The organism is Aliamphritea hakodatensis (assembly GCF_024347195.1).
In the GTDB taxonomy this organism is placed as follows: Bacteria; Pseudomonadota; Gammaproteobacteria; order Pseudomonadales; family Balneatricaceae; genus Amphritea; species Amphritea hakodatensis.
The window spans coordinates 906,602-919,797 of sequence record NZ_AP025281.1 but is presented as its reverse complement, the minus strand read 5'-3'; the positions used below and the strand labels follow the sequence as shown (position 1 = coordinate 919,797).

Below are 13,196 nucleotides of genomic sequence, written 5' to 3'. Positions count from 1 at the left end.
CTGATTTTTTAAACCGCTGAAAGCTGTTTTTCCTGCCAGATAAAGTCCACCGCCGCTAACGGCTGCCTGTCCTTATCAGCGTCCCGCCATAAGTCCTGATAGGTTTCACCGGACTCAGGATGACGTGATTTTGGCGACAGTTCTGCCAAAGGCCGCAATACAAAGCTGTTCACCAGCACTTCGGCACGGGGCAACTGAACACCGTTAAAATCACCGATGAGATTATCATAAGTAAGGATATCAATATCCAGCGTCCTGCCCAGGCTGTCACTCTTGCGGCAACGGCCATGCTGATCTTCAATGTCTTTCAGCGTCGCATTCAGCGCCGCCAGTTCAAGGTCAGTCGTGAACTCAGCCACCAGATTATAAAAGGGTGCACCGTCAAAACCGACAGCATCACTTTCATAGACCGGCGACAAGCGCAACTCACTGAATGTTGCCTGCAAAGCATCCAGACCGCCGCTAATATTGTGCTCACGATCCTGATTGCTGCCGATACTGACGAATACTTTTGCCATTAAAAACGTTCTCCCCGCTCAATAATGATACCCACATCCTGAGCCGCCGGTACTGCCCCCGGTTTACCCAGCTGCAAACGCACCCAGCGCACGCCAAACTCGTTGGCAAGAATCCTGGTCACTTCCTCAGCCATGGTTTCGATCAACTGAAACTCACTGTTGGCAATAAAATCGATTAACCGTTCAGAGATAGTTTTGTAGTTAAGCGTGTTATCCACATCTTCGCTGGAAGCCGCTGACAGGATATCGGTCCCCATCTCAATATCCAGTACCACACGCTGGCGGATCTCCCGTTCCCAGTCGTAAATACCGATAATGGTTTCAATCTCCAGACCTTTAATATAAACAATATCCATTACAATTTTGTAACCTGTTGATAAATCAAATTAAAAAAATATGTGTCAATGCAGTGCATATCCGGATGACCTGATAGTCAACACAGGGCATCAGGATGTCAATACTGTTATACGGGCAGTGTATTACGTCTGGCGGTCAGAAGCTTGCTTATTTCCGCCCCGCATCATTGATACTAAACCGGAAAATACCAAACCGTCCGCATCCGGAATAATGCGCTAAATCCCGGCAAGCTGTTTGTATCTTTCCACAATTCACGGTATATAGGACAACATATGAATACCGGTTCTGACCATGAACAGCCCTGATATCGCTACCAATATTGCAATCTTGCTGGCCGCTTATCTGCTGGGTTCTGTCCCCACTGCAGTTATCGTCTGTCATTGCATGCAAATCAGCGATCCCCGCCAGAAAGGCTCAGGTAATCCCGGCGCCACCAATGTACTGAGAGTTGGCAACAAAGCAGCAGCAGTGATGACGCTGGCCGGCGACTTGCTTAAAGGCCTGATCGCTATCGGGGTGGCGCAATATCTGTTATCCGCGAATGCTGTAACAAGTGTCTGGATGGCGCTGGCAGTACTCGCCGTACTGGGCGGTCATATATGGTCAGTCTTCCTGCGGTTCCGCGGCGGCAAGGGTGTTGCCACGACAGTGGGTGCCTGCCTGGCATTAGACTGGCACCTGGGGCTGGCACAGGCAGTCTGCTGGCTCGCACTGATCGGACTGTTAAAAGTATCCGCACTGGCGGCGCTGGGCATGGCGCTGCTCACTCCCCTGTTTGCCTGGCTGCTTGCCCCTCAGTGGCTACTGCTCAGCCTGCTGATATCCTGCATCCTGTTTGCCAGTCATCATCAGAATATCAGCCAGTTACTGAAAAAAGCCTGAGAACTCAGATACCCGGCAGAGTGTCCAGCGGCCAGCGTGGCTGAGCCAGGATGGTCAGGTCACTTTGCTGGCCAGCCAGTAGGCGTTGCGCGCCGGCAAAGGCAATCATCGCACCATTATCGGTACAGAAACGGGGGCGAGCATAGAAAAGCTCAGCCTTTTCTTTGGCTACCATATCACCCAGCTTACGGCGTAAACGCTGGTTAGCACTTACTCCACCGGCAATCACCAACTGCTTAAAGCCTGTCTGCTGAAGGGCCCGGCGGCATTTGATTGCCAGGGTTTCTACTACGGCTTCTTCAAAGGCCGCGGCAATATCATACTGATCCTGCTCTGCCAGCTCTCCATCTACCCGCAGTTTGTTGCTGGTATTCAACGTAAAGGTTTTTAACCCGCTGAAACTCATATCCAGACCGGGACGATCGGTCATCGGCCGGGGAAAACGAAACCGGCTACGGTCGCCCAGCTCAGCCATACGGGCAACTTCCGGCCCGCCCGGATACGCCAGCCCCAACATCTTGGCAGCCTTATCAAAGGCTTCACCGGCGGCATCATCCAGTGACTCACCGAGTAAACTGTACTCACCGATAGCGTCTACCCGGACTAACTGGGTGTGGCCGCCGGAAACCAGCAACGCCACAAACGGAAACGCCGGCGGCGTCTCCTCCAGCATAGGCGCCAGCAGGTGTCCTTCCATATGATGTACACCCAGCGCAGGAATCCCCCAGCCCAGTGCCATCGCCCGGCCGGTTGCGGCACCGACCATCAGCGCCCCAATCAGCCCCGGGCCTGCGGTGTAAGCGACTGCATCCAGTTGCTCAGGCGTCGTGCCTGCCTGCTGCAAAGTTTCGCGAACCAGCGGTAACAGTTTGCGCACATGGTCCCGGGAGGCCAGTTCAGGCACAACACCGCCATATTCAGCATGCATTGCCACCTGGCTGTATAAAGCATCACCCAATAAACCTTTATCGGTGTCGTAGATCGCTACGCCGGTTTCATCACATGAAGTTTCAATACCCAATACACGCATGCTGGCTTCCACAGGTTAAAAAATGACTAAAAAATGCTTTTCAGGCCAAAAAAATCAAATTCAGCCTGCTCTTATCCGGACTTTACTGTAAGATGCCGCGGACTTTGCCCAAGCGGCATAAAAAGCGGCGCCATTATGCTTCAATTTAGAGAAGATTTCATCGCATTTAGCCTTTACAGTGCCATTGCATCAGAATAGAATGTTCGCCCTTATTGGCCAGCTGAGTCTAAACTCGGCCACATCAGATTAAATTTTTTAAGGAAGGTAAGGTATTTAATATGCCAGCAGTTAAAGTTAAAGAAAACGAGCCATTTGACGTAGCTCTGCGTCGTTTCAAGCGTTCTTGCGAAAAAGCAGGTGTACTGGCTGAAGTGCGTCGTCGTGAATTCTACGAGAAGCCAACCTCTGTTCGTAAGCGTAAAGCTGCTGCTGCTGTAAAGCGCCACCTGAAAAAAGTTCAGCGCGAAAACCAGCGTCGCGTACGTCTGTACTGATCATCGGCGGGTTCGTCGCATAGCGACAACGGATTAAGTCAGGTCCTGAGCAACTGCAAAAGACCTGACTTTACTATCGAAAAGTCACTTAAGAATTTCTACGGAGCAACGATGTCTGACCTGAAGCAACGCATCAGTGATGAGATGAAAGCTGCAATGCGCGCCAAGCAAAAAGATCGCCTGGCAACCATCCGTATGATTCTGGCTGAAATCAAGCGCATCGAAGTCGATGAGCGGATTACACCTGACGATGCCCGTATTGTCGCCACGCTGGATAAAATGCAAAAACAGCGTCGCGATTCGATCAGCCAGTTTGAAGCGGCTGACCGAAATGATTTGGCCGATATTGAGAAGCAGGAACTTGTTGTAATTAAAGAGTTCCTGCCTCAGGCACTTTCAGAAGCTGAGCTCATCAGCATCATTGATCAGGCTGTCACTGATTCCCAGGCACAAAGTATGCAGGACATGGGTAAAGTAATGGCACTGGTTAAACCGCAGGTACAGGGCCGTGCCGACATGGGTCCGATCAGCCAGCTGGTTAAAAGCCGCCTGACCTCCTGAGCCCTTTGCCAGCCCGTTTCTGGCAGACCAGTCTTACTGACAAGCATTCCCTTAACCGCTAACATACCCGGTAATTGGTTACCCAGGCGAATGTCCTATGGCAGGAAAAATCCCACAATCCTTCATTGATGATTTGCTCGCCCGCATTAATGTGCTGGACATTGTCGAGTCACGGGTAAAACTCAAGCGTACCGGCAAAAACTACTCAGGCCTTTGCCCGTTTCATAAAGAAAAATCCCCTTCGTTTACCGTCAACAACGAAAAACAGTTTTATTACTGCTTTGGCTGTGGCGCCGGCGGCAACGCTCTGGGCTTTATTATGGAACACGACCGGCTGAGCTTTCCCGAAGCAGTGGAAGAGCTTGCCAAACTGGCTGGCGTTGAAGTCCCCCGGGACGAATCCAGAGTTGATCATCAGCGGGAACTGCGGCGTAAAGATATCTTTGCCCTGCTGGAAGAAGCCGCTGATTTTTATCAGGAACAGCTTAAGCAACACAGCCAGAAAGCCAAAGCCGTCGACTATCTAAAAGGCCGGGGACTGACAGGTAAGATTGCCGCTCTTTTCGGCATTGGATACGCCCCGCCCGGCTGGGATAACCTGCTGAAAAAGCTGACCCAGACCGAGGCAGATAAGCCCCGGCTGGAGCAGGCCGGCATGCTGATCCACAAAGAAGAAAGCGATCGCTACTACGACCGTTTTCGCGACCGGATCATGTTTCCTATCCGCGATATGCGGGGCCGGGTTATTGCGTTCGGTGGCCGGGTACTTGGAGATGAAAAACCCAAATACCTGAACTCACCGGAAACCGAAACCTTCCATAAAAGCCGCGAGCTTTACGGCCTCTATGAAGCCCGCAAGTTTAATCAGCAGCTGACAAAACTGATCATTGTCGAAGGCTATATGGATGTCGTAGGTCTCGCTCAGTACGGCATCAGCTATGCGGTTGCCACTCTGGGTACCGCAACCACGGCCCAGCATCTGGAACGCATTTTCAAAATGGTCGATGAAGTCATCTTCTGTTTCGATGGCGATCAGGCCGGCCGCAAGGCAGCCAGCCGCGCGCTGGAAACTACGTTACCGGTCATTACCGATGGCAAACAGGCCCGCTTTCTGTTTTTACCGGACGGTGAAGATCCGGATAGCCTGGTTCGGCAGGAAGGCACTGAAAATTTTGAGCAACGCCTGCAGGAAGCACTGCCTCTGTCGGACTTTTTCTTCCGCACCCTAGGAGAAGATGCTGACCTGAACAGCCTCGACGGCCGCGCCAGCTTCAGTAATCAGGCACTGCCAATGATTCAACTGATGCAACCAAGCATTCTCCAACAAATGATGCAGGAAAAGATCAGCGAACTGACCGGGCTCAGCTTCGAGCAGCTGAACAGCATTACCAACCTGCAGGAAGCAACAAAAACGCCCCAGCAACCGGCCTCTCAAAGCTACGACTATGAACCCGCCATGCAATATGATGATTATCCGCAACCGGAATATGATCAGGGCGGCAGCTATTACGAAAACGATTACTCAGGTTATGACAATAACCATCAGGGTAACGGTGACTTTTCTGCAAAGAAAAAAGGCCGGGGCAACAAAGGAAAAGGCAAGTTCAAGAACAAGAATTTCCGTCAGGACAAACAGGAGTTCCGTCCCCCACAGGACCTGAACATCCGGATTACACCGGCGAGCAGCGCCATCTCTATACTGCTACATGCGCCCCATCTGGCAAACGGCTGCGAACTCGACTTTCTCGCCAAGAGCAACAGCCAGACCGAGCTGCTGCTTTACCGGTTAGTCGACTACCTGCGCGTGACACCTGATGCCACACTGGGAATGCTGTTTGTCGACTGGGAGTCGGACCCGGAACTGGCTGGCTACCTGCACACACTCAACGAAATTTCCCATCTGGAACCGATTCAGAATACGGACAGTGCACAAAATGTTCTCAGTGACTCTCTGCAACGCTTACAGGAGCGCAGCATTGATCAGCAGATTGATGAGCTGAAATCATTAAAACAGCGTTCAGCTGAAGATAATCAGCGTCTGAACCAGCTTTTAATGCAACAACATTCCAGCAGATCCGGGCGCTAACCCCTTGAACTATTGAGCATTACCCCCATCTATTTACTATGCTTAATCAGAGGCGCGGATAAAGTATTTCCGGCACCTGAATTAAACAGCAAAAATCGTAAACTTTTTAACCACTTTGATACGATCCAACCGAGTATATCGGTAGTAATCACAACGGTCTGTCGCTATAATATCGGGCTAATTTTTCACTCTGTCATCATCATGAAGGGCACTTATGTCAGACACCTCCCAGCAGCAGTCACGCCTCAAGGAACTGATCGCACGCGGTAAGGAGCAAGGCTACCTTACATACGCCGAGGTCAATGACCATCTGCCAGAAGATATTGCCGATCCGGATCAGGTCGAAGACATTATTCGCATGATCAACGACATGGGTATTTCTGTATCTCAGGAAGCACCTGATGCCGATACCCTGCTGATGACCGAAGGCGATACAGCTGAAGAAGCAGACGAAGAAGCAGTCGCAGCACTGGCTGCTGTAGAATCTGACGCCGGTCGCACCACTGACCCTGTCCGTATGTACATGCGTGAAATGGGCACAGTAGAACTGCTGACCCGCCAGGGCGAGATTGAGATCGCAAAACGCATCGAAGAAGGCCTTCGTGAAGTCATGTCCGGCCTGGCTGCGTTCCCAGGTTCAGTAGAAGCGATTCTGGGCGCATACGACGCTACCCTGGAAGAAGAAGGCCGCCTGAGTGATATCTTCAGTGGTTATATCGATCCGGATGAAGGTAACGAAATCCCGACGGCCGCGCCTCAGCCGGTTGCTGATGCAGACTCTGACGATGATGACTCCGACGATGATGACGAAGAAAAAGAACGTGGTCCTGATCCGGAAGAAGCAAAACGCCGTTTCGATCTGGTACGCAGTACTTACATCACCTATCTGAAAGCAGCTGAAAGCCAGGGCCGCGACAGCAAAGCTGCCGCTAAAGCATTCAACGAACTGACCAATGCGTTCTCTCCAATCAAGCTGGCTCCGCGTTACTACGACATGCTGGTTGATAACGTCCGCAGCGCGATTGACCGTATCCGCCGCCAGGAACGTATGATCATGCAGATTTGCACCCAGCGTGCAAAAATGCCACGTCGCCAGTTTATTAAAGAATTCCCGGGTAATGAAACCAACACTGAATGGCTTCAGAACCTGATCAATTCAGATGCAGCCTATGCGCCTGCACTGAAGCGCCATGAAATTGAACTCAAGCGCGCGCAGAAAAAACTGATCCAGATTGAAGGCGATATCCATCTGACACTGAACGAGATGAAAGACGTTAACCGTCGCATGTCAATCGGTGAAGCACGTGCCCGTCGCGCGAAAAAGGAAATGGTGGAAGCCAACCTGCGTCTGGTAATCTCGATCGCCAAAAAGTACACCAACCGGGGTCTGCAATTCCTGGATCTGATCCAGGAAGGTAACATCGGTCTGATGAAAGCAGTGGATAAATTTGAATACCGTCGCGGTTATAAATTCTCCACATACGCAACCTGGTGGATCCGTCAGGCAATCACCCGCTCGATTGCTGACCAGGCACGTACTATCCGTATTCCGGTACATATGATCGAAACCATCAACAAGCTGAACCGTATCTCACGTCAGATGCTGCAGGAAATGGGTCGCGAACCTACCCCTGAAGAACTGGCTGAACGTATGGATATGCCTGAAGATAAGATTCGCAAGGTTCTGAAGATCGCTAAAGAACCTATCTCAATGGAAACCCCAATCGGTGATGACGAAGACTCAAGCCTGGGTGACTTCATTGAAGACGTAACCATTGACTCACCTGTTGACTCTGCAACCGGCGAAGGCCTGCGCGAAGCAACCAAGGAAGTTCTGGCTGGCCTGACAGCCCGTGAAGCCAAAGTGTTACGTATGCGTTTCGGTATCAATATGAACACTGACCACACCCTTGAAGAGGTTGGTAAGCAGTTTGATGTAACCCGTGAACGTATCCGTCAGATCGAAGCGAAAGCCCTTCGCAAGCTTCGCCACCCAAGCCGTTCAGACCACCTGCGCGGCTTCCTGGACGATCATTAAAACTAGTTAAATCAAACTCTTGTGCCCATTTTACCTTGTGGTATTATGGGCACCCTCCTGTGGGGGCCTTTAGCTCAGTTGGTTAGAGCATCCGACTCATAATCGGCAGGTCCTGGGTTCGAGTCCCGGAAGGCCCACCATCTTATTTATCTTTCTTTAGAGCATCCGACTCACTCTTTATAGATCTCACAGGTCCTGGGTTCGAGTCTCGGAAGGCCCACCATCTTATTTATCTTTCTTTAGAGCATCCGACCCACTCTTTATAGATCTCACAGGTCCTGGGTTCGAGTCCCGGAAGACCCACCATCTTATTTATCTTTCTTTAGAACATCCAACTCACTCTTTACTCTTTATAAAAAGCTGACACACAGCTCCTGGGCTCGAGTCCCGGAAGGTCCACCATCTTATTTATCTTTCTTTAGAGCATCCGACTCACTCTTTATAGATCTCACAGGTCCTGGGTTCGAGTCCCGGAAGGCCCACCATCACTTTTCTCTCTTAGATTTTGAGCATCCAACTCACTCTTTACTCTTTATAAAAAGCTGGCAAACAGCTCCTGGGATCGAGTTCCGGAAGACCCACCATCACTTTTCTCTCTTAGATTTTGAGCATCCGACTCACGACTTACTCTTTACAATCACCACACAGGCGCTGATTTTAAGTACTCTAAGGCCCCCATCGTTTATTGCCGGTTGATCTGGATATTACACTCCAAACCGGTCTCCATAAGCTTCACGAACCATCATCCAGCACAGCAACAAAACAGGGGTTATCGCGCCTGTAAAATGACTGACTGATAAATTGATGGATATCAAATACTCTTAACCCGCAGCAGGATACATTCTTATTCACTGAATTTGCTTAACAAAACAGAGGTAGATTATGGGTTGCTGTGGTTCCTGCGATGGGCAAAATGACGAAAAACCAACCGAAAAAGAAACTGAGGGTAATAAAACTGAAACGGCTGATTCTGAGTAAGGCACTCAGAGCCGAAACCAATCGTATCGCCAGCTTCGCCAATCCCTCCCTGAAGCTGGCATTACCCTGCCTTTAAAAACACTTTCATTCCATTTCATCTATTCACGGTGATAGCACAGCTATCCGTTTTGTAAGCCTTCCCGTCACATTCCTGATACTCAGCGCAAAAAAAACCCGATCACTGATATCAGTAACCGGGCTCTTCGGTATAAGAAAGCAGAGAGGCTTTTTAGCCGTAGAGTGCTTGCTTAAACGTCTCAACCTGCTGCTGAAGCTCATCCAGACTATTATGACGCAGATTCAGATGACCAACCTTACGGTTCGGACGCAGAGACTTATTGTACTTATGCAGCTGTACGTTGCTCATATCCACCATTTCCGGGGTCGGATCACAGCCCAGCAGGTTAACCATGGCAGAATGACCTGTCGGCTCAGTAGTACCCAGACCAACAGACGTAATTGCGCGCATGTGGTTTTCAAACTGTGTACAGATGCCTGCAATCTGAGTCCAGTGACCGCTGTTATGCACCCGGGGCGCCAGCTCATTGACAATCAGCTTGCCGTCGCTGACAAATAACTCAATCGCCAGCACACCGACATAATTCAGCTTATTAAAGATTGCATCTGCGATCTCTTTAGCCTGCGCAGTCATCTCATCCGTCAGCGCCGGCGCCGGCGCAACTGAACTCAGCAGAATACCACCGCTGTGGTGATTCTCTGCCAGCGGGTAACAGCTGATATCGCCGTTCGGTGAACGCGCGGCCACCAGAGATACTTCCCGCTCAAACTTCACAAATCCTTCAACAACCACTTCCGGTAAAACCGTATCGCTATTCAGCAGGTCGGTCAGTTGCTGTGAAGTTTCGATCAGCCACTGCCCCCGGCCATCATAGCCTTCTTCACATGATTTAATCAGTACCGGAGTGCCCATCTCATCAATCGCAGCCTGCAACGCATCGTTGCTGTTCGCCACGCGGAAGTTCGCTGTTGGGATACCCAGACTATTCAGAAAGGTTTTCTCACGACCACGGTGCTGACATACTTCAATCGCTTCTGGCTGCGGATACACGGCACAGTGCGGCACCAGCGTCTTCAGCAATGCTGTATCAACATGCTCACGCTCCACCGTGACCACGTCAGGCTCACCCAGGGCAGTAAACAATGCATCACCTGTCATATCATCGGTCAGGTCAACGATGTCACCCAATCCCTTTACACAGGTGGTATTTTCACCGGCACCGGCCAGAAATGTAAAACGGTAACCCATTGGCCAGCCTGCCAGCGCCATCATTCGCGCCAGCTGCCCACAGCCTACAATTGCAATATGCATTAACACACCTCCAGTGGCACACTGTCAGTCTGATTCTTACGCCAGGCCTGCAGTCGGGTACTGAGAGCCTCGTCCTGCAGAGCAAGCATCTGCGCCGCCATCAGACCGGCATTATAGCCGCCAGCTTCACCGATTGCCTGACAGGCAACAGCAACACCTTTAGGCATCTGAACCATAGACATCAGGCTATCCATACCTTTCATGTATTTACTTGCGACCGGTACGGCAATAACCGGCAAATGCGTCATTGCAGCAGCCATACCCGCAAGGTGAGCAGCACCGCCTGCACCGGCAATGATTACCTGAATACCACGGGTGTGTGCTTCGCTGGCAAACTGATGCAGACGATCCGGTGTACGGTGAGCAGAAACCACCTGAGTTTCAAATTCCACCCCCAGTTCTTTCAGGGGTATAGTAGCCAGCTCCATGGTCGGCCAGTCGGACTGTGATCCCATAATGATGCTTACTGTCACATTGCTCATCAATAAATACCTGCGTTGTATTTGGCTTAAGCTGTAAGTTTACGTATTACTGCCTGAAAACAGGCTACGGCCCATGTTCACTGAACACAGGCGGCATTCAAAAGCGTAATAAAAATTCTGATTGGCGACGGGGAAGGCAGGCATACAAAGGCCGGAGCAGCATTTAAAATTCATTCGCATCCGGTATCCGGTACTGAAGAATATGCTCTGGATATGACGGCTAGCTGCCGTTCCGATCAGAGGCCGCTATGATACCAAAACTCGCTATAAAATAACCACATTCTTTCGGTACGGTCGTAATAATGACTGGCGCTGCCGGCGGCTTCGGCAGGCAGTGCCGTAAACACTTAACGGTTTACTTCAGCAGTTACTAAATCATAGAGCTGCTGTGCACCAAAGCTGGGCAGGGCTTTACCATTAACAAAGAAGGTCGGTGTTTTTTCGACTTTCATGGTTTTCACATCCGCTGCTTCCTGCTTCAGTAAGGACGTTACAGTAATTGCATTGGCATCTTTTTCTGCCTGAGCAAGGTTCAGACCGGTAAATCCAGCTGCCGCCCATGCCTTACTGATATCAGGCCTGCCGTGTACTGCCCATTCAGGCTGACGTTTAAGGATTTCCTCCAGGACCGGCTTAAACAGATTCTGTTTACGGGCAGCTTCCAGAATACGGACAACCTCATCGGAGCCCTGATGAAATGTTGTATACCGAAGTACCAGACGAACATCCTGAGGATATTCAGCCATTATCTGCTTCACAAAGGGATAAAAAGCCCGGCAGGCCTCACAGGCCGGATCAAAAAACTCTACGATTGTCACTTTCGCACTAGCAGGCCCGAACGACGGCGAATACGGTCGCTCTAACGCGGCGGTGTCTGCAACCGGTTGTGCGGAATTAATTTGATTTTGCTGCCACATATACCCAGCAACGACAAACGCCAATAAGGCCAGTGCTGAAACAAGTATGACGATCTTGGAACGACTCATTATTTATTCTTCCTGATAACCAGACAAAGCAAACAGGCAATGACCACAAAGCTGATCAGCGCCAGATAGGGTAACGGCAGCCAGCCAAATATTGTCATAGAAGTGCCACTGCAGGACGTTCCCGACCCGCAGGGTACAATCTCCCCAACAATAACACCGGCATACGTAAGAGAGTGGTAAAACGCAAAAACAGCCCCCAGCACCACCAAAGGCAGTGCATACACCACTGCATTAACGTCCGACCTGAAGCTGCCCAGCCCCAGAATCAGGACCAGCGGAAACATGGCTATACGCTGATACCAGCAAAGCGTACATGGCATCTGCCCCATCACTTCACCAATAAATACGGCACTGAGCGTTGCAATCAGCGCAATAAACCAGGCCAGCAGCAGACACCACCACCCGGGCATTTCAACAGATTTTTGAGACATTAAATTCCCCGTTCAACAAACGCAGATATCCGCTTTAAACACATAGCGGCCAGATATAAACGGGGCGATTTTAAAGCCTCTAGTGGCTTCAGAGTCAAAAGGAAATATCGACAATTAGGCATATTAAAAAATCTGTTATAGGATAGCTCTGGCACTGACAGCAGCAAACGTAACATAAATCTCACACCTCAGGGATAGAGTTTAAGTAAGTCCTCTCAACATTAAGAGGTTGTAATGCTTAAACAGACAGTCATCTTTCTGATCTGCTTACTGTGTCCGGTACTTGTCCCGGCACAGGAAAACCTGCGAATCGGCTTTAATAATGTCGACTCCTTCCCCTATTTTCTGGGTAAAGGTGAGGCACTGGCTTCCCCTCCGGGTATATCTGTCGATCTGATAAATTATGTCTCCGAACAGCTTGAACTGAATATCGACTATCAGCGCATGCCCGGGCAACGTGTATTACAGAGCCTGAAAAGAGGCGACCTGGACGCCGCTTTTATCTTTTCCTACAAAGAAGCACGACGGGAATTCGGCGTATTCCCCATGAAGGATGGCAAGGTTGATACCAGCAGACGCATGGATACCCTTTCATACGTTCTCTATCGCCCTGTAAACAGCAAACTTAACTGGAACGGATCAGACTTTGAGCACCTGAATGGCAGCCTCGCAGCAAAGCTCAATTACTCAATCGTTGCGGATATCAAGAAAAAAGGTATCGAAGTGGTTGAAGGGCGAAGCACTTCACAGCTCTTTTCAATGCTGGCGGCCAGGCGGGTTGAGGGCGTCGTCGATCAGGAAGCCATCGCCGATGCATACCTCCAGAAGCAACAGACCAGAAAGTTCGAAAAAGCACCGCTTCCTCTGGCAGAAAAGCATTATTACTTAATCTTCAGTCACCGGTTCGCTGAGAAAAACCCTCAACTGACCGAATCAATCTGGGATCTGGTCGCCGCAAACAGGGACAGAATATACCGTGCCCGCATGCCGGGATATTACGGCTATCTGGACGCACGAAAGTAA

The 13,196-nt window shown here is 50.4% G+C and carries 14 protein-coding genes and 1 tRNA gene; 8 read left to right on the top strand and 7 right to left on the bottom strand.

Annotation, left to right across the window (positions count from 1 at the left end; translation table 11 throughout):
- Positions 1-8: 8 nt before the first annotated feature.
- Positions 9-518 carry a 2-amino-4-hydroxy-6-hydroxymethyldihydropteridine diphosphokinase gene (gene folK / locus PCI15_RS04155; RefSeq protein WP_271273102.1) on the bottom strand — a complete coding sequence of 170 codons (510 nt, stop codon included), beginning with the start codon at positions 516-518 and terminating at the stop codon, positions 9-11.
- Positions 518-874, bottom strand: a complete 357-nt coding sequence (gene folB / locus PCI15_RS04150) for a dihydroneopterin aldolase (RefSeq protein WP_271273101.1) — start codon at positions 872-874, stop codon at positions 518-520. The genes folK and folB overlap by 1 nt, the downstream gene beginning before the upstream one ends.
- Positions 875-1,166: 292 nt before the next feature.
- Here folB and plsY point away from each other — a divergent pair, with 292 nt between their 5' ends.
- Positions 1,167-1,757 (top strand): glycerol-3-phosphate 1-O-acyltransferase PlsY, encoded by a 591-nt coding sequence (plsY, locus tag PCI15_RS04145; RefSeq protein WP_271273100.1) that lies wholly within the window; start codon positions 1,167-1,169, stop codon positions 1,755-1,757.
- A gap of 4 nt (positions 1,758-1,761) precedes the next feature.
- Here the strand turns inward: plsY and tsaD are convergent, their stop codons facing one another.
- Positions 1,762-2,787 (bottom strand): tRNA (adenosine(37)-N6)-threonylcarbamoyltransferase complex transferase subunit TsaD, encoded by a 1,026-nt coding sequence (gene tsaD, locus PCI15_RS04140; protein WP_271273099.1) that lies wholly within the window; start codon positions 2,785-2,787, stop codon positions 1,762-1,764.
- 278 nt (positions 2,788-3,065) lie between these two features.
- Here tsaD and rpsU point away from each other — a divergent pair, with 278 nt between their 5' ends.
- From rpsU to PCI15_RS04110, 6 genes are all read left to right on the top strand, one after another.
- On the top strand, positions 3,066-3,281 hold the full coding sequence (gene rpsU / locus PCI15_RS04135; RefSeq protein ID WP_124926012.1) for a 30S ribosomal protein S21: 216 nt from the start codon (positions 3,066-3,068) through the stop codon (positions 3,279-3,281).
- A gap of 111 nt (positions 3,282-3,392) precedes the next feature.
- A complete protein-coding gene (locus PCI15_RS04130) occupies positions 3,393-3,842 on the top strand; it encodes a GatB/YqeY domain-containing protein (protein WP_271273098.1) in 450 nt (149 codons plus the stop codon).
- Positions 3,843-3,939: 97 nt separating this feature from the next.
- The gene (gene dnaG / locus PCI15_RS04125) at positions 3,940-5,928 is read left to right on the top strand and encodes a DNA primase (RefSeq protein WP_271273097.1); all 1,989 of its coding nucleotides are present in this window, start codon (positions 3,940-3,942) and stop codon (positions 5,926-5,928) included.
- 214 nt (positions 5,929-6,142) lie between these two features.
- Positions 6,143-7,966, top strand: a complete 1,824-nt coding sequence (gene rpoD, locus PCI15_RS04120; RefSeq protein ID WP_271273096.1) for an RNA polymerase sigma factor RpoD — start codon at positions 6,143-6,145, stop codon at positions 7,964-7,966.
- A gap of 63 nt (positions 7,967-8,029) precedes the next feature.
- Positions 8,030-8,106, top strand: a tRNA-Ile gene (locus PCI15_RS04115).
- A 773-nt stretch (positions 8,107-8,879) separates the two neighbouring features.
- The gene (locus PCI15_RS04110) at positions 8,880-9,020 is read left to right on the top strand and encodes a hypothetical protein (protein ID WP_271273095.1); all 141 of its coding nucleotides are present in this window, start codon (positions 8,880-8,882) and stop codon (positions 9,018-9,020) included.
- Between the two features lie 153 nt (positions 9,021-9,173).
- Here PCI15_RS04110 and PCI15_RS04105 read toward each other — a convergent pair whose 3' ends face one another.
- From PCI15_RS04105 to PCI15_RS04090, 4 genes are all read right to left on the bottom strand, one after another.
- Positions 9,174-10,274, bottom strand: coding sequence for a 5-(carboxyamino)imidazole ribonucleotide synthase (locus PCI15_RS04105; protein ID WP_271273094.1), 1,101 nt, complete (start codon positions 10,272-10,274; stop codon positions 9,174-9,176).
- Positions 10,274-10,756, bottom strand: a complete 483-nt coding sequence (gene purE / locus PCI15_RS04100) for a 5-(carboxyamino)imidazole ribonucleotide mutase (RefSeq protein ID WP_271273093.1) — start codon at positions 10,754-10,756, stop codon at positions 10,274-10,276. The genes PCI15_RS04105 and purE overlap by 1 nt, the downstream gene beginning before the upstream one ends.
- A gap of 347 nt (positions 10,757-11,103) precedes the next feature.
- Positions 11,104-11,742: a DsbA family protein gene (locus PCI15_RS04095; protein ID WP_271273092.1), complete on the bottom strand. Its 639-nt coding sequence runs from the start codon at positions 11,740-11,742 to the stop codon at positions 11,104-11,106.
- Positions 11,742-12,173, bottom strand: coding sequence for a disulfide bond formation protein B (locus tag PCI15_RS04090; protein ID WP_271273091.1), 432 nt, complete (start codon positions 12,171-12,173; stop codon positions 11,742-11,744). The genes PCI15_RS04095 and PCI15_RS04090 overlap by 1 nt, the downstream gene beginning before the upstream one ends.
- Before the next feature lie 234 nt (positions 12,174-12,407).
- Here PCI15_RS04090 and PCI15_RS04085 point away from each other — a divergent pair, with 234 nt between their 5' ends.
- Positions 12,408-13,196, top strand: coding sequence for a substrate-binding periplasmic protein (locus PCI15_RS04085; protein ID WP_271273090.1), 789 nt, complete (start codon positions 12,408-12,410; stop codon positions 13,194-13,196).

Coding starts and splice junctions, on each gene's coding strand:
- folK (WP_271273102.1), bottom strand. CDS start 518: ATGGCAAAAGTATTCGTCAGTATCGGCAGCAATCAGGATCGTGAGCAC.
- folB (WP_271273101.1), bottom strand. CDS start 874: ATGGATATTGTTTATATTAAAGGTCTGGAGATTGAAACCATTATCGGT.
- plsY (WP_271273100.1), top strand. CDS start 1,167: ATGAACAGCCCTGATATCGCTACCAATATTGCAATCTTGCTGGCCGCT.
- tsaD (WP_271273099.1), bottom strand. CDS start 2,787: ATGCGTGTATTGGGTATTGAAACTTCATGTGATGAAACCGGCGTAGCG.
- rpsU (WP_124926012.1), top strand. CDS start 3,066: ATGCCAGCAGTTAAAGTTAAAGAAAACGAGCCATTTGACGTAGCTCTG.
- PCI15_RS04130 (WP_271273098.1), top strand. CDS start 3,393: ATGTCTGACCTGAAGCAACGCATCAGTGATGAGATGAAAGCTGCAATG.
- dnaG (WP_271273097.1), top strand. CDS start 3,940: ATGGCAGGAAAAATCCCACAATCCTTCATTGATGATTTGCTCGCCCGC.
- rpoD (WP_271273096.1), top strand. CDS start 6,143: ATGTCAGACACCTCCCAGCAGCAGTCACGCCTCAAGGAACTGATCGCA.
- PCI15_RS04110 (WP_271273095.1), top strand. CDS start 8,880: ATGACGAAAAACCAACCGAAAAAGAAACTGAGGGTAATAAAACTGAAA.
- PCI15_RS04105 (WP_271273094.1), bottom strand. CDS start 10,274: ATGCATATTGCAATTGTAGGCTGTGGGCAGCTGGCGCGAATGATGGCG.
- purE (WP_271273093.1), bottom strand. CDS start 10,756: ATGAGCAATGTGACAGTAAGCATCATTATGGGATCACAGTCCGACTGG.
- PCI15_RS04095 (WP_271273092.1), bottom strand. CDS start 11,742: ATGAGTCGTTCCAAGATCGTCATACTTGTTTCAGCACTGGCCTTATTG.
- PCI15_RS04090 (WP_271273091.1), bottom strand. CDS start 12,173: ATGTCTCAAAAATCTGTTGAAATGCCCGGGTGGTGGTGTCTGCTGCTG.
- PCI15_RS04085 (WP_271273090.1), top strand. CDS start 12,408: ATGCTTAAACAGACAGTCATCTTTCTGATCTGCTTACTGTGTCCGGTA.